The following is a 24,395-nucleotide window of genomic DNA, read 5'->3' as shown; positions in this document are numbered from 1 at the left end:
AACCCCGCCGGCGTCGGTCAGGCGCAGTTGGCGCTGGCGGACGCGGCCTGGTTGCGTCAGGATCGGGCAGATTTCATTCGCCGCGCCTTGCCGCTGGCGCGTTCCCTGCTGGCGCAATACGGCGCCGGTCTGCCGCAACTGAATGCCCCCGCCGAGGGCTTGGTCCGACATCTGGGCGAGGGAAACATCGCTTTGCTATCGCGGCTTGCGCAAGTGCTGGCCGAGATCGGCGACGTTGACGCCGAGGAGGCGCAATCACTGCTGGAACTGGGGGCCTATGCCGATGACAAGATGGCACAACTGTCGCTGGGTCTGTTCTTTGCGCGCATGAACGAGAACGGCGGGCGTGCGTTCCCGGGTTTCGGTTCCGCCAATTACAAAAAGGCGATCCGCTGGCTGACGCTGGCTGGTGAGCGCGGTCTTGCGGCGGCATGGTATGCCTTGTCGCGTATTTACCTCAAGCCTGAGTTCTCCCAGCGCAATCTTGCCGACGCGCAGCATTATCTGGAACGCGCTGCCGAAATGGGGCATGCGTTGGCGCAACTCGAGTGCGGCGGTAGCGCCTGGCGCAACCGCCGCGAAGATCCCGCCAACGACGTGCGCGCGGTCTACTGGCTGCAAAAGGCGGCAGCGCAAGACAGTGCCGATGCGCGCGAATTACTGGCTAAAATTGCTGACCGGCCGGCTGCGGCCGCATGGGCGGTTGCGGCCAAGGGGCACATGACACGCGATTTCCTGAACGCCTATCCGTTCCTGGCGGCGCGGCTGGAGCTGGCGATCCTGTTCGGACTGACCCGGCCCGAGGCTTTGCTGATCGATTTGAAACAAGCTGATTGCGGCCATTGCCTGGCGGTCGACATCCGTGACTACTATGCCCGCAGCAAACGGCGCCTCATATTAATAGAGACCGGTGACGAGCGGCAGGTGCTCAATCGCATCGGTCGCCTGTTCGAAGACGTGGACTGCGGGCCCAGTGGCCCCGAAGGCAACTATCGGCAGCGCCTGTATCGCCTCAAGACGGTCCTGCCGCAGTCGGACGAGGAAGAAGAGCGCGAAGAACGGCAGGATCTGGCCGCCTGAGTCCGAAGGCTGCCGGAAAGAAAAACGGCTTGCTCGGTCATCCGACCAGCAAGCCGTTTCTTATTGCGCCTGCAAGGGCGCTTCAGAGCTGATCAGGCAGCTCGATCTCGCCTTCGTACACCGAGACCGCCGGGCCGGTCATCATGACCGGCTTGTCCGGCCCGGTCCAGCGGATCACCAATTCGCCACCGTGGGTTTGCACCGCGACCGGCGTATCCAGCAGGCCGCGCCGGATGCCCGCGACAACCGCTGCGCACGCTCCAGTACCGCACGCCAGTGTTTCGCCGACGCCGCGCTCGAATACGCGCAGATTGACGTTGTGCCGATCAACCACTTGCATGAAGCCGGCGTTGACGCGCTTGGGGAAGCGCACGTGGCGTTCGATCAGCGGGCCGTCGGTCAATACCGGCGCCGCTTCGGTGTCGGCCACGATTTGAACCGCATGCGGATTGCCCATTGATACCACCGAAATCCAGCGTGTCTTGCCGTCGACGTCGAGCGGCCACAGTGCGTCGTCGCCTTCCGCCTTGCTGTCCAGGCCGGACGGATCGAACGGCACCTGTTCCGGGCTTAGCACTGGCGCGCCCATGTCGACCGTGACGCGTCCGTCGTCTTCGAGCGTGGGTTCGATGATTCCGGACATTGTTTCCACACGGATAACACGTTTGCTGGTCAGGCCTTTGTCGCTGACAAAGCGCGCAAATGCGCGCGCGCCGTTGCCGCATTGTTCGACCTCGCCGCCGTCGGCGTTGTAGATGCGGTAACGAAAATCGATGCCCTCGGATTGCGTCTTTTCCACCACCAGCATCTGGTCGGCGCCGATGCCGAAGCGGCGGTCGGCAATGAACTTCCATTGCGCCGGGGTCAGCGCGATGTCCTGGTGAATGGCGTCAACGACAACGAAGTCGTTGCCGGCGCCGTGCATTTTGGTGAATTTGATCTTCATGGCATCAATTATAGGCGGCCACGCTAATCATGGCCGTATACATTAGGTGTGCCCGGAGGATGCGTTTTAAAGCGCTTGTGCGCCCAAAAATATTCCGCCGGCGCTTCCAGCACGCGCTCTTCGATAAAGGCGTTCATGCGGCGCGTCGCCTCGACGATATCGATTTTGGTGAATTTGATCTTCATGGCATCAATTATAGGCGGCCACGCTAATCATGGCCGTATACATTAGGTGTGCCCGGAGGATGCGTTTTAAAGCGCTTGTGCGCCCAAAAATATTCCGCCGGCGCTTCCAGCACGCGCTCTTCGATAAAGGCGTTCATGCGGCGCGTCGCCTCGACGAGCGATATCGTCGCCGGGATAGTTTTCCCAAGCCGGATAAAACGTGGTTTTCCAGCCCTTGTAGTTCGGCAGAAAGGTGGTGATCATCGGCACCACGTTGGCGCGTGTCGCCGCCGCAATGCGTGCGGTGGCGGTCAGTGTCGCGGCAGGCACGCCGAAGAACGGGACGAATTCAGCGTCGCGCAAGCCGAAGTCCATGTCCGGCAGCATGATGAACGGCAAGCCGTCGCGCATCGCGCGGATGATGGGCTTGACGCCTTTTTCGCGCGACAGAAGGGTTACGGGACGAAAGCGCGAGCGCCCTTTGAGCAGCGCCTGGTCGACGACTTCATTTTGTTGTTTGGAGTAAATGGTGCAAATCGACAAGTCGGAATTGAGCACCAGCGCGATGCCGGGGATTTCCAGGCAGACGAAATGCGGGCAGAGCAGGATGGTCGGGCCGGACTTGATGACTTCGACGGGTACGCGCGGTTCGACCTTGATCAGCCGTTTCAGGCGCGCTTCCGAAGCCCACCACAGGATGCCTCGCTCAAGCGCGCTGCGCGCATACGCCTGGAAATGCCGGCGGGCAAGGGTTTCACGTTCGGCTTCGGTTTTGTCGGGAAAGCACAGGCGCAGATTGGTCAGCGTGATGTGCCGGCGCGGCTTCATGATGATGAACAGCAGGGAACCCAGCGCTTCGCCAAGGCGACCGAGAATCGGCAGCGGCAGCCAGTGCAGCAGCCACATCAATGCGATCAGCGCTTTCATTGCGATGCACCCGGCGCGGTCACGCCGGGCGGCGTCTTGTAGCGGTTATAGCTCCAGATATATTGCGCGGGGCAGCGCGCGATCAGCTTTTCCATTGCCAGGTTGATGGCGCGCGCCTGTTGTTCGGGCGTCTCGCCCAGGGTTTCTTCAAATGCCACGAAGCGGATCACGAAACCGCGGCCCCATGACAAGCGCTCTGCGTACGACAAAATGATCGGTGCGCCGCTCATCTGATGCATCTTGGCGGAGAGCGTCATGGTGTAGGCGGGTTTTCCGAAGAAGTCGGCCCAGACGCCTTCGCCGTGTTGCGGAACCTGGTCCGGCAACAGGCCTATGGCCAGCCCCTTCTTGAGCGCCTTGAGCAAAACCCGCACGCCCGACAGATTGGCCGGCGCCAGATGCAGGTTGGGACGTGAACGCGCGCCTTCGATCAGCGGCTTCAGCGCGGCCTTGCGCGGCGGACGATAGAGCGCAGTCAGGGAGGTTTTCTCGGCGATGGCCTGGGCAATGATTTCGAAGCAGCCAAGATGCGGCGTCAGGAAGACGACGCCGGTTTTTGCCTCCAGGGCCTGTTGGGCCAGTTCCCAGTTTTCGATGCGGGCGGTGCGCAAGACGCGTTGGGGCGCGGCGCACCAGATGAACGGCAATTCAAAGATGCCCTTACCCGCCTCGTTGACGGCGGCCAACAAATGCCGCCCGTGGCCAGCCCGGGTGAGGTTGTCTTTAAGACGCTTCCGATAGGATGGCGAGGCCAGGTAAACAAGCCAGCCCATCACAATCCCGATCAGGTGCAGCAAGGGCAGCGGAAAAAATGACAACAGGCGGAATAAAGAAAAAAGCATATTTGCCGTTACCGTGAATAATGCTGTGAAATTGCCGAATTTTTGCAAGACGCGTAAAATAGCATGAAAGCCGTCGAGTTAATGACAACTTGCGAGACGGGATATAAATTTCGCTAAAGCGTCGCAGGCTAGGGATAAGGCCGCGACACCGGTTAATCTCTATACTGCAGGAGCATGTGATGTCCAATGAATTTCTCTTTACTTCCGAATCCGTCTCGGAAGGTCACCCAGACAAAGTAGCCGACCAGATTTCCGATGCGATTCTGGACGCCATCTTTGAACAGGATCCACTCTCCCGCGTCGCCGCCGAAACCTTGTGCAACACAGGCTTGGTCGTGCTCGCCGGTGAAATCACCACGCGCGCCAACGTCGACTACATCGACGTCGCCCGTCAAACCATCAAGCGCATCGGTTACGACAATGCCGACTACGGCATCGACTACAAGAGCTGCGCCGTGCTGGTCGCCTACGACAAGCAATCTCCGGACATCGCCCAGGGCGTGGACGAAGGCAAGGGCCTGGACCTCGACCAAGGCGCCGGCGACCAAGGCCTGATGTTCGGCTACGCCTGCGACGAAACACCGGAACTGATGCCTGCCGCGATTTACTACGCGCACCGTATCGTCGAGCGCCAGTCGCAACTGCGCAAGGACGGCCGCCTGCCATGGCTGCGTCCTGACGCAAAGTCGCAAGTCACGCTGAAGTACGTCGATGGCCGTCCGGTCGCCATCGACACCATCGTGCTGTCGACCCAGCATGCGCCTGAAATGGAGCACAAGGCCATCGAAGAAGCCGCGATCGAAGAAATCATCCGACCGGTCGTGCCCGCAGAGTGGATCAAGAACACCCGTTATCTGATCAACCCGACCGGTCGTTTCGTCATCGGCGGTCCGCAAGGCGACTGCGGCCTGACCGGTCGCAAGATCATCGTCGACACCTACGGCGGTGCCGCACCGCACGGCGGCGGCGCGTTCTCCGGCAAGGATCCTTCCAAGGTTGACCGTTCGGCAGCCTACGCCGGCCGTTACGTCGCCAAGAACATCGTGGCTGCCGGCCTGGCGTCGCGTTGCCAGATCCAGGTGTCGTACGCCATCGGTATCGCCAAGCCGACCTCGGTCATGGTTACCACTTTCGGCACCGGCAAGATCAGCGACGAAAAGCTGGCGGAACTGGTGCTGGAACATTTCGACTTGCGTCCGAAGGGCATCGTGCAGATGCTTGACCTGCTGCGTCCGATCTATCAGAAGACCGCTGCTTACGGCCACTTCGGCCGCGAAGAGCCGGAATTCTCGTGGGAGCGCACCGACAAGGCTGCCGCACTGAAGGCTGCCGCCGGTCTGTAATACCCCGACGCAATCCGGTCATTGTGGCCGGATTGCTGCGGTGTGCTGGCATTGCGCACCCAAAGGATTTACAATGCCTTTCCGTATCAAGGAGCGTTGCGACAAGACATCGATCTTGCCAGGCTTGATACCGTCAACATGCAACTGCGCTCACGTTACTTTTTTTCTGTTTTCTACGAAAGGAGGGCGTGAACAACGCCGCAGCCATGACTACCAATTCCACAAAAGACTATGTGATCGCTGATATCAGCCTGGCGCAATGGGGCCACAAAGAGATCAAGATCGCTGAAACCGAAATGCCCGGCCTGATGGCCATCCGCGAAGAGTTCGCTGCCGCCCAGCCGTTGAAGGGCGCACGCATCACCGGTTCCATCCACATGACCATCCAGACCGCCGTGCTGATCCAGACGCTGGAAGCGCTGGGCGCCAAGGTCCGTTGGGCATCCTGCAATATCTATTCGACCCAGGACCACGCTGCCGCGGCAATCGCCGACAAGGGTACGCCGGTGTTCGCGTTCAAGGGCGAATCGCTGGACGACTACTGGGAATTCACGCACCGCATTTTCGAATGGCAAGGCGGCGAGAACGAACAAGCCAACATGATCCTCGACGATGGCGGCGATGCAACCTTGCTGCTGCACCTGGGTACACGCGCTGAAAAAGACGCATCGGTGCTGAACAATCCAGGTTCGGAAGAGGAAATCTGCCTGTTCAACTCCATCAAGAAAAAGCTGGCGACATCGTCCAACTGGTATTCCACTCGCCTGGCGCAAATCAAAGGCGTGACCGAAGAAACCACCACCGGCGTGCATCGTCTGTACCAGATGTTCAAGGACGGCAAGCTGGCCTTCCCTGCGATCAACGTCAACGACTCCGTCACCAAGTCCAAGTTCGACAACCTGTACGGCTGCCGTGAATCGCTGGTCGACGGCATCAAGCGCGCCACCGACGTCATGATCGCCGGCAAGGTCGCCGTCATCGCCGGTTACGGCGACGTCGGCAAGGGTTCGGCGCAAGCCATGCGCGCGCTGTCGGCGCAAGTCTGGGTCACTGAAATCGATCCTATCTGCGCACTGCAAGCCGCAATGGAAGGCTATCGCGTCGTCACCATGGATTACGCGGCCGAACACGGCGACATTTTCGTCACCTGCACCGGCAACTACCATGTGATCACGCACGACCACATGAAGAAGATGAAAGACCAGGCCATCGTCTGCAACATCGGTCACTTCGACAACGAAATCGAAGTCGCCGCACTGAAGCAATACAGCTGGGAAAACATCAAGCCGCAAGTCGACCACGTCATCTTCCCTGACGGCAAGCGCATCATCCTGCTGGCCGAAGGCCGCCTGGTCAACCTCGGTTGCGGCACCGGCCATCCGTCCTATGTGATGAGCTCGTCGTTCGCCAACCAGACCATCGCCCAGATCGAGTTGTTCGTGAACACCAAGAACTACCCGGTCGGCGTCTACACGTTGCCCAAGCATCTGGATGAAAAGGTCGCCCGCCTGCAGTTGAAGAAACTCAACGCGCAACTGAGCACCCTGACGGCAGAGCAGGCTTCGTATATCGGCGTGAAGGTCGAAGGCCCCTACAAGCCTGAGCATTACCGTTACTGATCCCTGTGCGGGCCGGCCCTGTGCCGGCCCGGCAGTTTCAGCATCGTCCGCCGCCCGTGCACTTGTGCACTTATGCACTTGCATTGCCGTTGCCGGTGATGCAAGCTCTGCGGGTGGCGTCATCATTCCCCGACGGGGTCGAAAGGATTTTCCGTGCGTCTGCTGCTGACCTGGCTCATCAATGCCCTGGCCTTGCTGGCCGTGCCTTACCTGCTGCATTCGGTGCAAGTCGACAGTTTCGGCGCGGCGCTGATCGCAGCCCTGATCCTCGGCTTTGTCAATACGCTGGTGCGTCCGGTGCTGGTGGTGCTGACTTTGCCGGTGACCTTGCTTACGCTGGGTCTGTTCATCCTCGTGATCAACGGTCTGATGTTCTGGGTGGTGGCGCAACTGGTGGGCGGTTTCCATGTGGGCGGCTTCTGGTCCGCGGTCGGCGGCGCGCTGTTGTACAGCATCGTATCGTGGGCCTTGTCGACGCTGTTGCTGAAATCGGGTCGCAGCTGAACTGTAATGTTCTGATCGCGTCTTGACCGTTTCCGGATCGAATTCTCATGACACAACATAATTTCAGCATCGAGTTTTTCCCGCCCAAGACACCCGAAGGCACGGAAAAACTGCGCGCCACGCGCGCCAAGCTAGCCGCGTTGCAGCCGAAGTATTTTTCGGTCACCTTCGGCGCCGGCGGTTCGACCCAGCAGGGTACGCTCGACACCGTGCTGGAAATCATGCGTGAAGGCCACGTGGCTGCGCCGCATCTGTCTTGCATCGGCAGCTCGCGCGATGCCCTGCGCGACATCCTGACCGAGTACAAGTCGCACGGCATCAAGAAGCTCGTTGCGCTGCGCGGCGATTTGCCGAGCGGCTTCGGCGCTGCTGATTTTTCGTCCGGTGAATTCCGCTATGCCAACGAGCTGGTCGAATTCATTCGCGCCGAAACCGGCGACTGGTTCCACATCGAAGTCGGCGCCTATCCGGAAATGCATCCCCAGGCCAAATCGCCGCAGGACGACGTCCGCAACTTCGCGCGCAAGATCGAGGCCGGCGCCGATGCCGCGATCACGCAGTATTTCTACAACCCCGACGCTTACTTCAACTTCGTCGACGATGCGCAAAAGCTGGGCGTCAACGTACCCATCGTACCGGGCATTATGCCGATCACGAACTACACCCAGTTGATGCGTTTCTCGGACATGTGCGGCACCGAAATCCCGCGCTGGATCCGTCTCAAGCTTGCCAGCTACGGCGACGATGCCGATTCGATCCGCGCGTTCGGCCTCGACGTGGTGACGCAGCTGTGCGAGCAATTGCTGGAAGGGGGCGCGCCGGGTCTGCATTTCTACACGCTGAACCAGCCTGCGGCGACCATGGAAATCTGGCAACGGCTGGTGGATTGAGGTGATATTTCAGCAATAAAAAGCCGGCGCTTGCCGGTTTTTTATTGCCCGGCATTTCACCCGTTGGTGAGGATCAGGTCCAGCGCAATATCATGCGGCTGTCCTGCAAATTCGGCCAGCGCTTCCGCATAAGCGATACCGATGGCCAACGGACGCGGCTCCTGCGCCAGCGTACGGTCGTAAAAGCCGCCGCCGTAGCCCAGCCGCAGGCGCGCCGCGTTGAATCCCAGGCAAGGGATCAGCAAGGCCTGCGGACGCATGGTCTCTCCATGCGCCGGCGCCGAGGTGCCCATGGCGTCTTTCACCAATGTTTCTCCCGGCGTCCAGCGGACAAATTCCAGTGGCGCCTCTTTTCCTCGAATTATCGGCAAGGACAGGTGCACGCCTTGCGCCGCCAGCGCGTTATAGGCCGGATGCAGGTCCGGTTCCTGACGGATCGGGTGGTACACGCCGAGGCTGGCGACCGGATTGTTTTGCAGCCAGTCCAGCAGGCGGCTGCAGATCATCGCTTCAGCCGCGGCTTTGGCTGCCGGTGTCATGGCCTTGCGGGCGGCGAGCAAACGCGTGCGCAGGACTGATTTTTCCGCTGTTGCCGCTATTTGCGGCGTGCTCCCGGCAGCGTCAGTGTGCGCAGAACCGCGTGCTATCCTTGAAGTCGTCATTTGTTTCAATCGAAGGTTGTATAAGAATGCAATTAAAGAAATGCGTGGTCGTGATCACATGCGCTGCTGCGGCGGCAATCAGTTTTTCGCTGCCGGCCCAGGCGCAAAAACGTCCTTCAGCCAATGCCTCGCAGGATGACGTTTTCCTTGCGCTGCGCGACGCCTCACGGGTCGACGATTCGGCCACGGCGCTCAACCTGGCGGCGCGTTTGCCCGATTATGTCATTCCTTCCTACGTCGACTATTATCGGCTGAAACCGCGCGTGCGCGACTTCACCGCGCCGGTGTCGGAAATCCGCGATTTCCTGAGCCGCTACGACGGCACGGCGATCGGCGACCGCCTGCGCAACGACTGGTTGTTGGCGCTGGGCAAGACCGGCGACTGGGCCACCTTCGATGAACAATATCCGCTGTTCGTGCTGAACGACGACGTGCAGGTCAAATGCTTCGCGCTGAATTCGCGCGCGCTCAAGGGCCAGAACGTCGCCGACGAAGCACGCGCCTTGCTCACCAGCCCCAAGGACTACGGCCAGGGTTGCAGTGACCTGATCGGCACGCTGGCGCAAAACCATCAGTTCGGCGAAGGCGATGTCTGGGCGCAGATCCGCCAGGCGGTCGAAGCCGGCAGCATCATGGTGGCGCGCCGCGCCGCGATCTTCACCGACAACGGCGACGTCACCCTGCAGCAGGTGATCGACAAGCCGGCGCCGCTGCTGGCGCGCGGACCGGGACAGGGCCGCACCGCGCATGAGCTGTACATCATCGCCATCGGCCGCGCCGCCAAGAGCAATCCGCAGCAGGCCGCCGCTTTCCTGAGCGGCGCTTCCGGCCTGACCGCGCAGGAGCAAGCCATCGCCTGGGCGCAGATCGCCTTGCCGGCCTCGATGAAGCTGATGCCGGAAGCGATCGACTACTGGCGCAAGACCAAGGACGCGCCGCTGTCCTACGAAGCGTATCAATGGAAAGTGCGCATCGCCCTGCGCGCCGGCGACTGGAAGCTGGTGAAGTCCACAATCGAAGCCATGCCGGCCTCGCTGCGCAGCGACATCACCTGGACCTACTGGCTGGCGCGCGCGCAAAAGGAAGACGGGCAGGCCGAATCGGCCCAGCGCCTGTTCCAGTCGATTGCCTCGAACGTCAGCTTCTACGGCCAGCTCGCCACCGAAGAACTGGGCCAGAAAATCGTGATTCCCGCCGGCCCGACGCCGCCGACGCCGGCAGAGATCGCACCGATGGCGCAGAACAGCGGCTTCAAGCGCGCGCTCAAGTTCTATGACCTCAACATGCGCTACGAAGGCATTCGCGAATGGAACTGGGAACTGCGCCGCATGAGCGACCGCCAGTTGCTGGCTGCCGCCGAGTTCGCACGCCAGAGCGATGTGCTCGATCGCATGGTGAACACCTCTGACCGCACCAAGCAGGAAATGGATTTCACCCAGCGCTTCCCGGCGCCGCATCTGAGCGAAATGACCGCCAACACGCGACCGCTCGGGCTGGAAAACGCCTGGGTCTACGGCCTGATCCGCCAGGAGTCGCGTTTCATCAAGAACGCCAAATCCTATGTCGGCGCCTCCGGCCTGATGCAGTTGATGCCGTCGACCGCGAAATACGTCGCCAAGAAGATCGGCCTGACCGAGTTCACGCAAGACCAGATCAACGACATCAACACCAACCTGCTGCTCGGCACCAGCTATCTGAACATGGTGCTCGGCAATCTGGACGGTTCGCAGGCATTGGCGACGGCTGCCTATAACGCCGGCCCGGGGCGTCCGCGCACCTGGCGTTCGACGCTGAACCGCAGCGTTGAAGGCGCGATCTTTGCCGAATCGATTCCGTTCAACGAGACGCGCGGCTACGTCAAGAACGTGATGTCCAACGCCACTTATTACGCCGCCCTGTTCGAGAACAAGCCGCAGTCGCTCAAGCAGCGCCTCGGCGTGGTGGCGCCGCGCACCAATATCCCGACCGACCTGCCTTGACGCGACACGATGACGCTGCGTCGAGGACCTGAAGCAAGAAAGCGATGACGGCCATGGCGTACAGAAACATACTGATAATCGGCGGCTCCGGATTCATCGGCAGCCAATTGGTGGCGCAGCTGGCGCGCAGCACGGCGGCCGGGATCACGGTGCCGACCCGGCGCTATGAACGCAGCAAGCATCTGCTGGTGATGCCGACGGTGCGCACGACGATCGCCGACGTGCACGACGAGGCCGTACTTGATCGCCTGGTGCCTCAAGCCGACGTCGTCATCAATCTGGTCGGCACCCTGCATTCACGCAGCGGACCGCGTGGCAGCGCCTGGGGCCCCGATTTCGAGCGGGCCCATGTCGAACTGCCGCGCAAGATCGTGGCCGCCTGCGCCAGGCATGGCGTGCGGCGTTACCTGCACATGAGCGCGCTGGGCGCATCGGCGCAGGCGCCGTCGATGTACCTGCGCTCCAAGGCGGCGGGAGAAGTTGCCGCGTTCTCGGACGCCACTGTCGCCGCCACGGTGTTCCGGCCTTCGGTGGTGTTCGGCGAGCACGACAACTTCCTCAACCTGTTCGCCGCGCTGCAAAAGCGTTTCCCCGTCATGCCGCTGGGCGGCGCCGAGGCGCGTTTCCAGCCGGTGTACGTGGGCGATGTGGCGCAGGCTTTCGTCAGCGCATTGCAGAATGAGTCCACGCAGGGCCGCAGCTACGAGCTGGCCGGGCCGCAGGTCTATACGCTGCGTCAATTGGTGCAACTGGCCGGCGCATGTTCCGGCCATCCACGCCCGGTGTTTGGATTGCCGCCGGCATTGGCGTCCTTGCAAGCTTTTTTGCTGGAACATTTGCCAGGACGCATGATGAGTCGCGATAATCTGGCTTCCATGCAGGTGGATAATGTTGCAAGCGGGCCGATGGCGCCGGAACTGGACATTGCGCCGACCGCGCTGGAAGCGATTGCGCCGCGTTACCTCGCCGGCGTGCACATGCAGCAGCAAATGGACGCCCATCGCCGCGGCGCACGGCGCTGAACACAATCATTTTTAAGGACCGCCATGCAGAACACCGAACTTGATCCGACCCTGTCGGCGACGTTGGAAAAAGCCGGCAAGAACGCTATCACGCTGGTCATCGGCAACAAGAATTACTCCTCCTGGTCGATGCGCCCGTGGGTGGTGCTGACCGCGTTCGACATTCCTTTCCGCGAAATCCGCATCTGCCTCGACCAGCCCGACACCGCCGGCAAGATCGCCGAATATTCCGCTGCCGGACGCGTGCCGGTGCTGCTCGACGGCCAGACGCATATCTGGGATTCGCTGGCCATCTGCGAATACCTGGCCGAACAATTCCCCGACCGTAAGCTGTGGCCGCAAGAAACCGCCGCCCGCGCCGTCGCGCGCAGCATCACGGCTGAAATGCATTCCGGTTTTACCGGCCTGCGCAGCGCCATGAGCATGGACATCCGCGGCAGCTATCCAGGCAAGGGCCGCACGGCCGAAGCGCAGGGCGACATCGGTCGCATCTGTGAAATCTGGGAAGACTGCCTGTCGCAGTTCGGCCATCACGAATTCCTGTTCGGCGACTTCTCGATCGCCGACGCCTTCTATGCGCCGGTGGTGATGCGTTTCCGCAGCTACCATGCATCGCTGGCGCCGGCCTTGCAGGCTTACGTCGATCGCGTGGCGGCGCATCCGGCTGTGGCCAAGTGGATCGCCGAAGCGCTGGTCGAAAAAGAAGTCTTGCCCGACCATTGACCATTGACCATTGAGCCACTAATGAAGATCTACGTCGTCGGCGGCGCGGTGCGCGATGAACTGCTCGGTTTACCCGTGCAGGATCACGACTACGTGGTCGTCGGCGCCACGCCGGAAGACATGCTGGCGCGCGGCTTCCGTCCGGTCGGCAAGGACTTCCCGGTGTTCCTGCATCCCGACACGCAGGAGGAATACGCACTGGCGCGCACCGAACGCAAGACGGCGCCTGGCTACAAGGGTTTCGTGTTCCATACCGACAGCGCCGTCACGCTCGAGCAGGACCTGGCGCGGCGCGACCTCACCATCAACGCCATCGCCAAAGGCGAGGACGGCGTATTGGTCGATCCCTATCACGGTCAAGAAGATATCCGGCGACGCGTATTTCGCCACGTCTCCGACGCCTTCATCGAAGACCCGGTGCGCATCCTGCGCCTGGCGCGCTTCGCGGCGCGCTTTCCCGGTTTCACCGTCGCGCCTGAAACCAATGCGCTGATGCAGAAGATGGTCGCCGCCGGCGAGGTCGATGCGCTGGTGCCCGAGCGTGTGTGGCAGGAATTGGCGCGCGGCATGATGGAGCAGATGCCCTCGCGCATGTTCAACGTGCTGCGCGACTGCGGCGCGCTGGCGCGCATCCTGCCGGAGCTGGATGCGCTGTGGGGCGTACCGCAACCGGCCAAATACCATCCCGAAATCGACACCGGCGTGCACGTCATGATGGTGCTCGACTATGCCGCCGGCCGCGGCTATTCTCTGGGCGTGCGTTTCGCCGCGCTCATGCACGATCTCGGCAAGGGCACCACGCCGCCCGATCTGTGGCCCAGCCATCATGGTCATGAAGGCCGCAGCGTCGAGCTGGTGCAAGGCATCTGTGATCGTCTTAAAGTGCCCAACGATTGCCGCGACCTGGCCGTGATCACCGCGCGCGAACATGGCAACGTCGGCCGCGCCTTCGAGTTGCGCCCGGCCACCATCGTCAATCTGCTGGCGCGTTGCGACGGCTTCCGCAAGCCGGAGCGCTTCCACGACATGTTGCAGGCGTCCGAATGCGACCGCCGCGGCCGCACCGGTTTCGAGGACGTCGCGTTCCCGCAGCTGGAGTACCTCATGGGCGCGCTCAAGGCCGCCCAGGGCGTGGATGCCGGCGCCATCGCCGCCAAGCACCGGGAGCAGCCGCAACGCATCCCGGAGGCGATCCTGGCGGCGCGCACGGCAGCGGTGGCAGAATATGCCGCCAACGCCGCTTAATTCATTTCCACGCCCATGCCGACATTCGCCACGCAACTGCGCGCCAGGCTGGACCGCCTGAAGCAGGCGCTCATTGCCCTCGCCGAGGCATCGGACAAACCGATGATCCTGGTCAAGGAGCTGTCGCCGCGCGTCGGCATCTGCTGCGGCATTTCCTGGCGTTGGAAGAAAAAGACCGGCTGCTGCGTTTCGGCAGCAAGCTATCCGATGAGCTGGTGACGCGCTACGTCGAGGGCATCAATTTCGAGCGCGATACCGTCTTTGGCGTCTACGACCGTCGCCTGCGCCTCTTGGGCGTGGGACATCTGGCCTTTGCGCCCAAGGAAGCCACGCGCATCAGCGGTGCGACCATCAAGCCGGTGGTGGCCGAGTTCGGCGTGTCGGTCTCGGCGGCGGCGCGCGGACTGGGTGTAGGCACGCGCCTGTTCATGCGCGCCGCGATCCGCTGCCGCAACGCCGACGTCGACACGCTGTACATGCATTGCCTGTCCTCCAACAAAGTCATGATGCACATCGCCAAGAAAGCCGGCATGGAAATCCATCGCGACTACGGCGAAGCGGACGCTTACCTGAAGCTGCAGCCGGCCAATCCGGTCACGCTGTTCCAGGAAGCCATGGAAGAGCAGGCGGCCATGCTCGACTACATCATCAAGGCCAACATGCGCGCGCTGTTCAAATGGATCAGCAGGGTCTTCGGCATCGGCAAACCGAAGGCCTGAACGCAGGCCTGAACCTTGCCGCAAGCCTTGCCGCCGCGCAGCTCCCGGACCGAAATCGGCGATAATGGCGGCTTACAGGCATTTTCCAGCAGAACTATGAACAACTCCGCCAGCACCGACGATTTTTTTGCCAGCGTGGCCGCCAAGTCGGACAGCGGCGCCTTGCGCGGCGACTACAGCAACGCCGACAAGAACTTCGTCGTCGACCAGAACTGGGCCGCTTATACGCCCGCCCAGCACGCACTGTGGCGACGCCTCTACGAGCGCCAGGCCAGGCTGATCCCGGGCCGCGCCTGCGACGTCTTCCTCGACAGCATCAAGGCGCTCGACGTCTCGCAGGGCATCCCGCAATTCGACCGCACCACCGAGGCGTTGTACAAGGCCACCGGCTGGCAACTGGTCGCCGTGCCCGGACTGGTGCCGGACCATACGTTCTTCGAACACCTTGCCAACCGCCGTTTCCCGGTCACGGTCTGGCTGCGCGAAGAGAGCGAGTTCGACTACATTGTCGAACCGGACGTGTTCCACGATTTCTTCGGCCATGTGCCGCTGCTGTTCAATCCTGTCTTTGCCGAACATTTGCAGGAGTACGGCAAGGGCGGCCTCAAGGCGCTCAAGCTCGACGGCCTGGCTTTCCTTGCGCGCCTGTATTGGTACACCATCGAGTTCGGTCTGATCCAGAGTCCCGAGGGTTTGCGCATCTACGGCGCCGGCATCCTGTCGTCGGGCGGCGAAGTCGAATACTCCCTGCGTGGTTCACAGCAGAATCAGCAGCCGAACCGCATCCCGTTCCAGGTCGAGCGCGTCATGCGCACGCTGTACAAGATCGATTCGTACCAGGAAACCTATTTCGTCATCCGCGATTTCCAGCAGCTGTTCGACGACACCGCGCCCGATTTCACCGCGCTGTACGAGCAACTGAAGGCGCAGGACGCCTTGCCGGCCAACACGCTGCTGCCGGGTGAGCGAAACCTTCCCATCGCCTGATCCGTGGCGACTGCGCACCGGCCCCTGCCTTAACCGCAGGTTTTTTTTTCGTTGTCAGCGCATTGTCAGTCCGGCCACCCGCCATGCTGCGCCGTGCGTAGCGGCGATACGCGGCTTGTGCTACTGTAGCCGCATCAAAAGAACGAAACCATTCGCCCACAAGGCGGACGAGTTTCAGGCAGGATCTCGAACAGATCCATGTGCAAACAAAGACACGATTTTTGGCACGGAGACAATGCATGAACGCACCCCTACCTTCCAGTGAACGCCTGCTGCTGGATGACATTTCCCTGGACGACAAATATTCGCTGGAGCGCGGTCGCGTTTTCATGACCGGCATCCAGGCGCTGATACGGCTGCCGATGCTGCAGCGGCAGCACGACCTCCAGGCGGGATTGAACACCGCCGGTTACGTCACCGGCTATCGCGGCTCGCCGTTGGGCACGGTCGATCAGACCGCCGCCAAGGCCAGGAAATATCTCGACGCCGCCCACGTCAAATTCCATCCCGGCATGAACGAAGACCTGGCCGCCACCGCCGTGTGGGGCACGCAGCAGGTCAACCTGTTCCCGGGCGCGCAATACGACGGCGTGTTTTCGCTGTGGTACGGCAAGGGCCCCGGCGTTGATCGCTGCGGCGACGTCTTCAAGCACGCCAACATGGCCGGCACCTCGCAACACGGCGGCGTGCTGGTGATCGCCGGCGACGACCACGCCGCCAAGTCATCCACCACCGCGCACCAGAGCGAACACATCCTCAAGGCCTGCGGCATCCCGGTGCTGTATCCGTCGTCGGTGCAGGAATACCTCGACTACGGCCTGCACGGCTGGGCCATGAGCCGCTATACCGGCCTGTGGGTGTCGCTCAAGTGCGTGACCGACATCGTCGAATCGGGCATGTCGGTGGAGATCGATCCGCAGCGCGTGCAGCCGATCATCCCCACCGATTTCGAATTGCCCCTGGATGGCCTCAACATCCGCCAACCCGACACCGTGCTCGAGCAAGAGACGCGCATGAATGTCTACAAGTGGTACGCCGCGCTGGCCTATGCACGCGTCAACAAGCTCAACCAGATCATCTGGGACAGCCCGCGTGCGCGCATCGGCATCGTCACCGCCGGCAAGTCCTATCTCGACACGCGCCAGGCGCTCTACGATCTTGGCATCGACGAGCAAGTCGCCGCGACATCGGCATCCGTCTCTACAAGATCGGCATGACCTGGCCGCTGGAAGCCGAAGGCGTGCGCGAGTTCGCGCAAGGCCTCGATGAAATCCTGGTGGTCGAAGAGAAGCGCCAGATCCTCGAATACCAGATCAAGGAAGAACTCTACAACTGGCGCGACGACGTGCGTCCGCGCGTGGTCGGCAAGTTCGACGACACCGGCGAATGGAGCGGCTCGCCGCGCGAAGGCCACGGCAACTGGCTGCTGCCGGCCACCTATGAACTGAGCCCGGCGCAGATCGCGCGCGCCATCGCCACGCGTATTTCCAAGTACTACGCCGGCCATCCGATCGAGCAGCGCGTCAAGGCGCGCATCGCCTTCCTCGAAGCCAAGGAAGCCACGCTCAACGTCAGCACCAAGCCAGATCCGAACAAGGACCGCATCCCGCATTTCTGCTCGGGTTGCCCGCACAACACGTCGACCAAACTTCCCGACGGCAGCCGTGCGCTGGCCGGCATCGGCTGCCACTACATGGTGACCTGGATGGATCGCGAATCGACCATCTTTTCACACATGGGCGGCGAGGGCGTAACCTGGGTCGGACAGGCGCCGTTCACCAGCGAGAAGCACGTGTTCTCCAATCTCGGCGACGGCACGTATTTCCATTCGGGTTTGCTGGCCGTGCGCGCGGCCGTGGCGGGCAAGGTCAACATGACCTACAAGATTCTGTACAACGACGCGGTCGCCATGACCGGCGGGCAAGAGTTCGACGGCCCGCTCGACCCGGCCATGATTTCGCGCCAGTTGGCGGCCGAGAACGTGCGTCCCATCATCGTCGTCACCGACGAGCCGGACAAGTACCCGGCCGGCACGCCGTGGGCCGAAGGCGTGACCATCCGCCATCGCAGCGAACTCGACGCCGTGCAGCGCGAACTGCGCGAAGTGCCGGGCGTGTCCGCCATGATCTACGACCAGACCTGCGCCTCGGAAAAACGCCGCCGCCGCAAACGCGACGCCTATCCCGATCCGGCCAAGCGCGCGGTCATCAACGAGGCGGTGTGCGAAGGCTGCGGCGATTGCAGCGTGCAGTCCAACTGCCTGTCGGTGGAACCGCTGGAAACCGAGTTCGGTCGCAAGCGCCAGATCAATCAATCGTCGTGCAACAATGATTACTCCTGCGTGAACGGGTTCTGCCCGAGCTTCGTCACGGTGGAAGGCGGCAAGCTCAAAAAGGCCAAGCGCGTCGCCGTTGAAAAGACCGAAGCCGCAGCGCAGGGACCATTACTGCCGGAACCGCAATTGCCCGCCATGGGCGACACCTACGGCATCGTCGTCACCGGCATCGGCGGCACCGGCGTGATCACCATCGGCCAGATCCTGGCGATGGCGGCGCACGTCGAAGGCAAGGCTTGCTCGGTGCTCGACATGAGCGGCCTGGCGCAAAAGGGCGGACCGGTGATGTCGCATGTGCGGTTGTCCGAACGTCCCGATGACCTGTATTCGACGCGGGTGGGCACCGGTGCGGCGGACCTGGTGATCGGCTGCGACGTGATTGTCACCGCCAGCCGCGATGCCTTGTCGCGCATGGGCGAGGGACGCACGCATGCAGCGGTCAATGCGACCCGCATGCCGACCGCGGCCTTCGTGCGCAATCCGGACTGGCAGTTCCCGGCGGAGTCCGCCGAAGGCAGCATCCAGAGCGCCTGCGGCAAGGACCGCGTGGCCCTGATCGACGCCGGCAACATCGCCACCGCGTTGATGGGCGACGCCATCGCGACCAATATGTTCATGCTCGGTTATGCATGGCAACGCGGCTGGGTGCCATTGTCGGAAGGCGCGCTGCTCAAGGCCATCGAGCTCAACGCCTTGTCGGTCGAGTTCAACAAGCAAGCCTTCGGCTGGGGCCGCGCTGCCGCGCACGATGCCGACATGGTGGCGCAAGCCGCGCGTCGCAACGGCATGACGGCGCAGGTGATCGACTTCAAGCGTCCGCCATCGCTGGAAGAAGTGCTGGCCAAGCGGGTCGACTTCCTCACGCAATACCAGAATGCCGCTTACGCGCGCCGGTACAGCGACTTCGTTGCGCAGGCGCAGCATGCGGAAGCTGCATTGGGTGAAGCCGGCAAGGCGATGAAGCTCAGCACGGCGGTGGCGACGTACCTGTTCAAGCTGATGGCGTACAAGGACGAATATGAAGTTGCGCGCCTCTATACCGCGCCGGCCTTCCGCGAAAAGATCGCCGGCATGTTCGAGGGCGACTACCAGCTGAAATTCCACCTGGCGCCGCCGCTGCTGGCCAAGCATGACAGCAAGGGCCACCTGATCAAGAAGGAATACGGCCCGTGGATGATGCGCGCCTTCGGCGTGCTGGCCAAGCTGCGTTTCTTGCGCAACACCCCGCTGGATGTATTCGGCTACACCGACGAGCGCAAGCAGGAACGCGCGCTGATCGGCGAATACTGCAAGACGGTCGGCGGTTTGTTAAGCAGGCTCAACGCCGACAATCTTGCTCAGGCAACGGCGATTGCACGCATTCCGGAAGATATTCGCGGCTATGGCCATGTCAAGGAACGCCACCTGAAAGCGGCCAAGCAGAAGGAAGCGGATTTGCTGCGGATGTTCGACGCAGGCCAGAAGCCGCATGTGCCGGAAGGCGGAAAACAGGCCGCCTGATTTACTTGCAGGAGGAGTCAACAAGCACCGTCGTCTTGATGAAAATCGGGACGACGGTGTTTTGTTTTGGAGGTGGGAAATCTATTGCGAAGCGGCAGCAAGCTTGCCGCCGCTGACACGTTCAATCCCCGCCAGGTCACGCCAGCTTTGCACTTCGGCGAAACCGCGCTGCTCCAGCAGCTTGCGCACGGCGCCAGACTGATCGTAGCCGTGCTCCATCAACAGCCAGCCGCCCGGTTTCAGATAAGTCGCCGCACCGTCGACGATGATGCGCAGCGCCGACAAGCCGTCGGCGTGATCGGTCAACGCGCCGATCGGTTCGAAGCGCAAATCGCCCTGCGACAGATGCATGTCGCCGGCGACGATGTAAGGTGGGTTGGAAACGATCAGGTCGAGGTACGGCTGATTGGCGTTGCCCATGTCATTCAGCGCGGCGTACCAGTCGCTGCGCAAGAACTCCACCTTCGCGCCATGCCGCTGCGCGTTGCCGGCGGCGACCTTCAGCGCGCCTTCACTGACATCGAGCGCCGTCATGGCGACATCCGGCCGCGTGTGTGCGATGGCCACCGCGATGGCGCCTGATCCGGTGCCCATGTCGAGCGCCTTGCCGTGTTGCGGCAGCCGCTCCAGCGCCAGCTCCACCAGCAATTCGGTGTCGGGGCGCGGGATTAGGACATCCGGTGTGACTTGCATCGCCAGGCCGAAGAACTCGCGCTCGCCGACGATGTAGGCAATCGGCTCGCCCTGCAGGCGGCGACGGAACAGCGCGCTCAGTTGCGCCGCTTCATCGGCCGTAAGCTGACGTTCGGATTGGGTGATCAGCTGGATGCGCGTCAGTTGCAGTGCATGGCCGATCAGGATGCGATTTTCCAGCGTGTCGAGCGGCGCGTTCTTGAGCGCGTCGCCCAGACTCGCACCTGCGGCAATACCGGGAAAATCACGCACCGGAAATCTTCTTCAGCCGCGCTTGAAGGCGCGGGACGCCAGTACGGCGGCGATCAGCACGAAGCAGATCAGCGACCATTGCGGAATCGACAGGCCGAGGAAAGGATACGGATTGGCGCACAGGCCGTCGGCCTTGAACAGCGTCGGGAACAGCGTCGCGGTCGGGATGGTGTTGAGGGAAGTTTCCAGCGGATCGATGCCGCAGGAAGTACCCGGATGCGCCTGCACCCACAGGTGCCAGCCGGCGGTGGCGATGCCGCCCAATGCAGCCAGTGCGCCGAGGCCGGCGCCAAGCTTGGCGGAGCCCGGCGGCAGGAAGGCGAAGATGATGCAGATGATGGCGATGGCGACGAAGATGTAGCGCTGGATGATGCACAGCGGGCACGGCATCATCTCTTCGACGATCTGCAGATACAGAGCGACGCCGAGCAGGGCGACGCACAACAGGGCGACGGACAGGAACAGGGATTTGGACGATTTCATGGGCGTTGGATTTTGATGTTGTTCGGAATTGGCTAGCCTAAGCTGTACCCTCAGAGAGGTCCGTTTGCAATTGGTTCCGGCGTCGCTGCATTGTGCCACAGGCCGCGACAATGCTGGGTTACTGGCCGGTCGCACTGAACAATCGCCACTCTTTATTCGTCGCCCAGCTGCGCCAGCAACTCCGCCTGGTGCTCGGTGATCAACGCATTGGTCAGTTCTTCCAGATCGCCGTCCATGATGAAATCCAGCTTGTACAGCGTCAGGTTGATGCGGTGATCCGTCATGCGGCCCTGCGGGAAATTGTAGGTGCGGATGCGTTCGCTGCGGTCGCCCGAGCCGATCAGCGATTTGCGCGTGGCGGCTTCCTTGGATTGCTGTTCGCGCAGTTGCACGTCCTTGATGCGCGCCGCCAGCACCTTCAGCGCCGAGGCCTTGTTCTTGTGCTGGCTGCGGTCGTCCTGGCATTCCACCACGATGCCGGTCGGCATATGCGTGATGCGCACCGCCGAGTCGGTCTTGTTGATGTGCTGGCCGCCCGCGCCCGAGGCGCGGTAGGTGTCGATGCGGATATCGGCCGGGTTGATGTCGACGTCTTCGACTTCGTCGGCTTCCGGCATCACGGCCACGGTGCAGGCCGAGGTGTGGATGCGGCCCTGGGTTTCGGTGGCCGGCACGCGCTGCACGCGATGCCCGCCGGATTCGAACTTCAGGCGTGAATACGCGCCGAAGCCGGCGATGCGCACGATCACTTCCTTGTAGCCGCCGACTTCCGAATCGGAGGCCGACATCATTTCCACCTGCCAGCGATTGCGTTCGGCGAAGCGGGTGTACATGCGCAGCAGGTCGCCGGCGAACAGCGCCGATTCGTCGCCGCCGGTGCCGGCGCGGATTTCCAGGAAGATGTTGCGCTCGTCGTTGGGATCCTTCGGCAGCAGCATCTTTTGCAGGTCGGCTTCCAGCGTTTCCATGCGCGCCTTGGCGCCGTTGATTTCTTCCTGCGCGAATTCCTTCATGTCGGGATCCGACAGCAGCTCCTGCGCAGTCGTGATGTCGTTCGCCGCCTGTACATAAGTGTGGTACAGCGCCACCAGCGGACCGAGCTCGGCGTGTTCGCGCGTCATCTTGCGATAGTTGTCCATGTCGGACGTGGCTTCCTGCTGCATCAGCAGGTTATTGAGTTCTTCCAGCCGTTCGGCGAGCTGGTCGAGTTTGGCGAGCATGGATGGTTTCATGGACTGACTTTACTAAATGAGGGGGTGATGCGATGCCCGCGTTACAAGCATGAGGCAGAGAGTGCCGGCGATCGCAAGGATGCCGGCCGGCGAACGGAGTCGCTAACGTTTGGTGCGGAACAGTTGCGGCAGCAGCTGGACCAATTGCGCGCGCTCGTCGCCTTGCGCGTGATGCAGGGCCTGTTGCGGGCCGTGCAGGAATTTGGCGGTGAGTCCCCTGGACAAGGCGTCGAGCACGGCGTCAATGTCTTCGCCCTTGGCCAGCAGCTTGCGGGCGCGTTCCAGCTCGGCCATGCGCAGCGATTCGCCGGCATCGTGCAGGTCCTGGATCACCGGCACCACGGCGCGGCTGTCGATCCAGTGCATGAAGGACTGCACGCGGGTTTCGATGATGGCTTCGGCCTGCGCGACGGCGGCCTGGCGGTTTTCGACGCCGCTCTGCACGACTGACGCGAGATCGTCGACGGTGTACAGGAAGACATCGTCGAGACGGCCGACTTCGGATTCGATATCGCGCGGCACGGCCAGGTCGACCATGAAAATCGGTTTGTGGCGACGTGCCTTGACGGCGCGCTCGACCAGGCCGAGGCCGATGATCGGCAGCGACGAGGCGGTACAGGACACCACGATGTCGAACTTCGACAACTGCGTCGGCAGATCGGCCAGGCGCAGTGCCGCGCCGTTGAAGCGATGCGCCAGCGTTTCGCCGCGTTCCAGCGTGCGGTTGGCGACGGTCAGCGATTTTGGATTCTGCGCAGCAAAATGGGTGGCGCACAACTCGATCATTTCACCGGCGCCGATGAACAGCACGTTCTGGCCCGAGATCGAATCGAAGATGCGTTGCGACAAGCGCACCGCAGCGGCCGCCATCGACACGCTGTGCGCGCCGATTTCAGTGGTGCTGCGGACTTCCTTGGCGACCGCGAAGGTGCGCTGGAACAACTGATGCAAATAGGTGCCGAGACCGCCGGCGGCATCCGCCTGGCGCACGGCGTCCTTCATCTGTCCGAGGATCTGCGGTTCGCCCAGCACCATCGAGTCCAGCCCGGAGGCGACGCGGAAGGCGTGACGCACGGCATTGTCCTGCGGCAAGGCGTAAAGGAAAGGACGCAGTTCGGCGTAGGAAAGCTTGTGATAGTCAGCCAGGAAATGCGCGGTGCTGTCGATGGCGACATCGACGCGACGCCACCGCCTGGCCGATCTGGTCGGCCGGGAATGCCACTTTTTCGCGCAGGGAAACCGGCGCGGTAGTGTGGTTCAGTCCGACGGCAAGCAAGTGCATGGCGACTCTGTGGTTTACGAGCGAAGTGCTGCGAAAAAATGGGGAAATATCAACTCGGTATTATACCCGCTGCAGGTAAAGGGGTTTTGAAGTGTATCAATAATGACTATTTATGCAGGCTATGAGGCGACACCGCACGCGGAGGAAGTTTTTCCATATGGACAATAATTTCTCGTGCGTAACGTTCTGGTTGCTCCAGATCGGGAAAATGCCCGCAGTCGTCGAACTGCACGATGTCCGCCTGCGGCAGGCAATCTTGCAGCGATGCCGGCGGCGTGGCCCGGTGCGAACGGTCCAGATTGCCCCAGATCAGCGTGCAAGGAATGTCCGATAACGTGGACAGGGAGGTTTCGCGCAACAGCCCCTGCACCACGCCTCCCAGGCAGAAGCAGCCACCGGCATCAAAAGCGCGGCGTGCGGTTTCCTGAAATGCGCCAGTATCCGTGCTTGCCGGCAAGGCGTTGCGATACCAGAGCTGCGCCAGTTTGCGGCGGGCCAGCCAAGTGATCAGCTGGCCCGCCACCGGCACGCGCAACGGTCGCGGAATCATCTTGTACGCCCACGCCTGCATCGCCGCCAGCGCCGGCGTTTGCGTCAGCATCAAGCTGTCGATGCGGGCCGGCGCCAGTTGCGCCGCGCGGATCGCATACAGGCCGTTGGCGCAGCTGAACGCCAGCGTGGCGCGCCCGATTTGCAGTTGATCCAGTACGGCCAGCACCACACCTGCGCCTTGCTCCAGCGAGTGGGCGTAATCCGCCGCCGGCAATGAAAAACCGAATCCCGGCATGTCAAAGCAGACCACGCGGAAGCGCGGCGCCAGCAAAGCGATCAAGTGTTGATAGTGGGCCACCACGTTGGGGCCGTCAGGCGTGAAGACGATGCAGGGGCGGTCATCGTCGCCCGCGGCAGAGTCGGTCACGTGCACGCGTCCGGCGGCGGTGTCGACAAAGCGGCCCTGGCGCAGGG

Annotated in this window: 18 protein-coding genes, 4 pseudogenes and 1 riboswitch; of the genes and pseudogenes, 12 read left to right on the top strand and 10 right to left on the bottom strand. The window is 62.1% G+C overall.

What is annotated here, in order from left to right:
• Positions 1 to 1,080: tetratricopeptide repeat protein (locus HLUSI_RS28950; RefSeq protein ID WP_016834862.1), on the top strand; the 1,080-nt coding region annotated here is incomplete at its 5' end.
• Positions 1,081 to 1,162: 82 nt separating this feature from the next.
• On the opposite strand, the gene dapF is transcribed toward HLUSI_RS28950, so the two are convergent.
• From dapF to HLUSI_RS0115590, 4 genes and pseudogenes are all read right to left on the bottom strand, one after another.
• Positions 1,163 to 2,026 carry a diaminopimelate epimerase gene (gene dapF, locus HLUSI_RS0115605; protein ID WP_016834861.1) on the bottom strand — a complete coding sequence of 288 codons (864 nt, stop codon included), beginning with the start codon at positions 2,024 to 2,026 and terminating at the stop codon, positions 1,163 to 1,165.
• Between the two features lie 23 nt (positions 2,027 to 2,049).
• Positions 2,050 to 2,205, bottom strand: coding sequence for an LpxL/LpxP family acyltransferase (locus tag HLUSI_RS31715; protein WP_269147426.1), 156 nt, complete (start codon positions 2,203 to 2,205; stop codon positions 2,050 to 2,052).
• Between the two features lie 29 nt (positions 2,206 to 2,234).
• Positions 2,235 to 3,117, bottom strand: a pseudogene (locus HLUSI_RS28945) (LpxL/LpxP family acyltransferase).
• Positions 3,114 to 3,959, bottom strand: a complete 846-nt coding sequence (locus HLUSI_RS0115590; protein WP_016834860.1) for a lysophospholipid acyltransferase family protein — start codon at positions 3,957 to 3,959, stop codon at positions 3,114 to 3,116. Before HLUSI_RS0115590 ends, HLUSI_RS28945 begins: the two are co-directional and overlap by 4 nt.
• A gap of 179 nt (positions 3,960 to 4,138) precedes the next feature.
• Here HLUSI_RS0115590 and metK point away from each other — a divergent pair, with 179 nt between their 5' ends.
• The 4 genes from metK (at position 4,139) to metF (ending at position 8,315) form a co-directional block, all read left to right on the top strand.
• On the top strand, positions 4,139 to 5,302 hold the full coding sequence (metK, locus tag HLUSI_RS0115585) for a methionine adenosyltransferase (protein ID WP_016834859.1): 1,164 nt from the start codon (positions 4,139 to 4,141) through the stop codon (positions 5,300 to 5,302).
• Between the two features lie 82 nt (positions 5,303 to 5,384).
• A riboswitch (S-adenosyl-L-homocysteine riboswitch) is annotated at positions 5,385 to 5,461 on the top strand.
• 47 nt (positions 5,462 to 5,508) lie between these two features.
• Entirely contained in the window at positions 5,509 to 6,921 is a 1,413-nt protein-coding gene (gene ahcY / locus HLUSI_RS0115580; RefSeq protein ID WP_040503546.1) for an adenosylhomocysteinase, read from the top strand.
• A gap of 153 nt (positions 6,922 to 7,074) precedes the next feature.
• Positions 7,075 to 7,425, top strand: a complete 351-nt coding sequence (locus HLUSI_RS0115575) for a phage holin family protein (protein ID WP_016834857.1) — start codon at positions 7,075 to 7,077, stop codon at positions 7,423 to 7,425.
• Positions 7,426 to 7,472: 47 nt separating this feature from the next.
• On the top strand, positions 7,473 to 8,315 hold the full coding sequence (metF, locus tag HLUSI_RS0115570; RefSeq protein WP_016834856.1) for a methylenetetrahydrofolate reductase [NAD(P)H]: 843 nt from the start codon (positions 7,473 to 7,475) through the stop codon (positions 8,313 to 8,315).
• 56 nt (positions 8,316 to 8,371) lie between these two features.
• Here metF and HLUSI_RS0115565 read toward each other — a convergent pair whose 3' ends face one another.
• Positions 8,372 to 8,977 carry a 5-formyltetrahydrofolate cyclo-ligase gene (locus HLUSI_RS0115565; RefSeq protein ID WP_040503544.1) on the bottom strand — a complete coding sequence of 202 codons (606 nt, stop codon included), beginning with the start codon at positions 8,975 to 8,977 and terminating at the stop codon, positions 8,372 to 8,374.
• Positions 8,978 to 9,003: 26 nt separating this feature from the next.
• Here HLUSI_RS0115565 and HLUSI_RS0115560 point away from each other — a divergent pair, with 26 nt between their 5' ends.
• The 7 genes and pseudogenes from HLUSI_RS0115560 (at position 9,004) to HLUSI_RS28935 (ending at position 19,487) form a co-directional block, all read left to right on the top strand.
• Positions 9,004 to 10,956 carry a lytic transglycosylase domain-containing protein gene (locus HLUSI_RS0115560; protein ID WP_016834854.1) on the top strand — a complete coding sequence of 651 codons (1,953 nt, stop codon included), beginning with the start codon at positions 9,004 to 9,006 and terminating at the stop codon, positions 10,954 to 10,956.
• A gap of 53 nt (positions 10,957 to 11,009) precedes the next feature.
• Entirely contained in the window at positions 11,010 to 11,978 is a 969-nt protein-coding gene (locus HLUSI_RS0115555; RefSeq protein WP_029363581.1) for a complex I NDUFA9 subunit family protein, read from the top strand.
• A 24-nt stretch (positions 11,979 to 12,002) separates the two neighbouring features.
• Positions 12,003 to 12,701: a glutathione S-transferase family protein gene (locus HLUSI_RS0115550; protein ID WP_016834852.1), complete on the top strand. Its 699-nt coding sequence runs from the start codon at positions 12,003 to 12,005 to the stop codon at positions 12,699 to 12,701.
• 21 nt (positions 12,702 to 12,722) lie between these two features.
• On the top strand, positions 12,723 to 13,946 hold the full coding sequence (locus tag HLUSI_RS0115545; protein ID WP_016834851.1) for a multifunctional CCA addition/repair protein: 1,224 nt from the start codon (positions 12,723 to 12,725) through the stop codon (positions 13,944 to 13,946).
• A 15-nt stretch (positions 13,947 to 13,961) separates the two neighbouring features.
• Positions 13,962 to 14,665, top strand: a pseudogene (locus HLUSI_RS28940) (GNAT family N-acetyltransferase).
• 96 nt (positions 14,666 to 14,761) lie between these two features.
• The gene (phhA, locus tag HLUSI_RS0115535) at positions 14,762 to 15,652 is read left to right on the top strand and encodes a phenylalanine 4-monooxygenase (protein WP_016834848.1); all 891 of its coding nucleotides are present in this window, start codon (positions 14,762 to 14,764) and stop codon (positions 15,650 to 15,652) included.
• Positions 15,653 to 15,891: 239 nt separating this feature from the next.
• Positions 15,892 to 19,487, top strand: a pseudogene (locus tag HLUSI_RS28935) (indolepyruvate ferredoxin oxidoreductase family protein).
• 81 nt (positions 19,488 to 19,568) lie between these two features.
• On the opposite strand, the gene prmC reads toward HLUSI_RS28935, so the two are convergent.
• From prmC to HLUSI_RS28925, 5 genes and pseudogenes are all read right to left on the bottom strand, one after another.
• The gene (gene prmC, locus HLUSI_RS0115525; RefSeq protein WP_016834847.1) at positions 19,569 to 20,432 is read right to left on the bottom strand and encodes a peptide chain release factor N(5)-glutamine methyltransferase; all 864 of its coding nucleotides are present in this window, start codon (positions 20,430 to 20,432) and stop codon (positions 19,569 to 19,571) included.
• A gap of 12 nt (positions 20,433 to 20,444) precedes the next feature.
• Positions 20,445 to 20,915 carry a disulfide bond formation protein B gene (locus HLUSI_RS0115520; protein ID WP_016834846.1) on the bottom strand — a complete coding sequence of 157 codons (471 nt, stop codon included), beginning with the start codon at positions 20,913 to 20,915 and terminating at the stop codon, positions 20,445 to 20,447.
• A 152-nt stretch (positions 20,916 to 21,067) separates the two neighbouring features.
• Positions 21,068 to 22,147: a peptide chain release factor 1 gene (gene prfA / locus HLUSI_RS0115515; RefSeq protein WP_029363580.1), complete on the bottom strand. Its 1,080-nt coding sequence runs from the start codon at positions 22,145 to 22,147 to the stop codon at positions 21,068 to 21,070.
• A 102-nt stretch (positions 22,148 to 22,249) separates the two neighbouring features.
• Positions 22,250 to 23,429, bottom strand: a pseudogene (hemA, locus tag HLUSI_RS28930) (glutamyl-tRNA reductase).
• Positions 23,430 to 23,535: 106 nt separating this feature from the next.
• The coding region (locus HLUSI_RS28925) for an alpha/beta fold hydrolase (RefSeq protein WP_016834843.1) at positions 23,536 to 24,395 on the bottom strand (860 nt) is incomplete at its 5' end.

The sequence above is a fragment of the Herbaspirillum lusitanum P6-12 genome (assembly GCF_000256565.1).
Lineage (GTDB): Bacteria > Pseudomonadota > Gammaproteobacteria > Burkholderiales > Burkholderiaceae_D > Herbaspirillum > Herbaspirillum lusitanum.
Note: the sequence above shows the minus strand (reverse complement) of the source record. Positions and strands in the feature narration are given on the sequence as shown.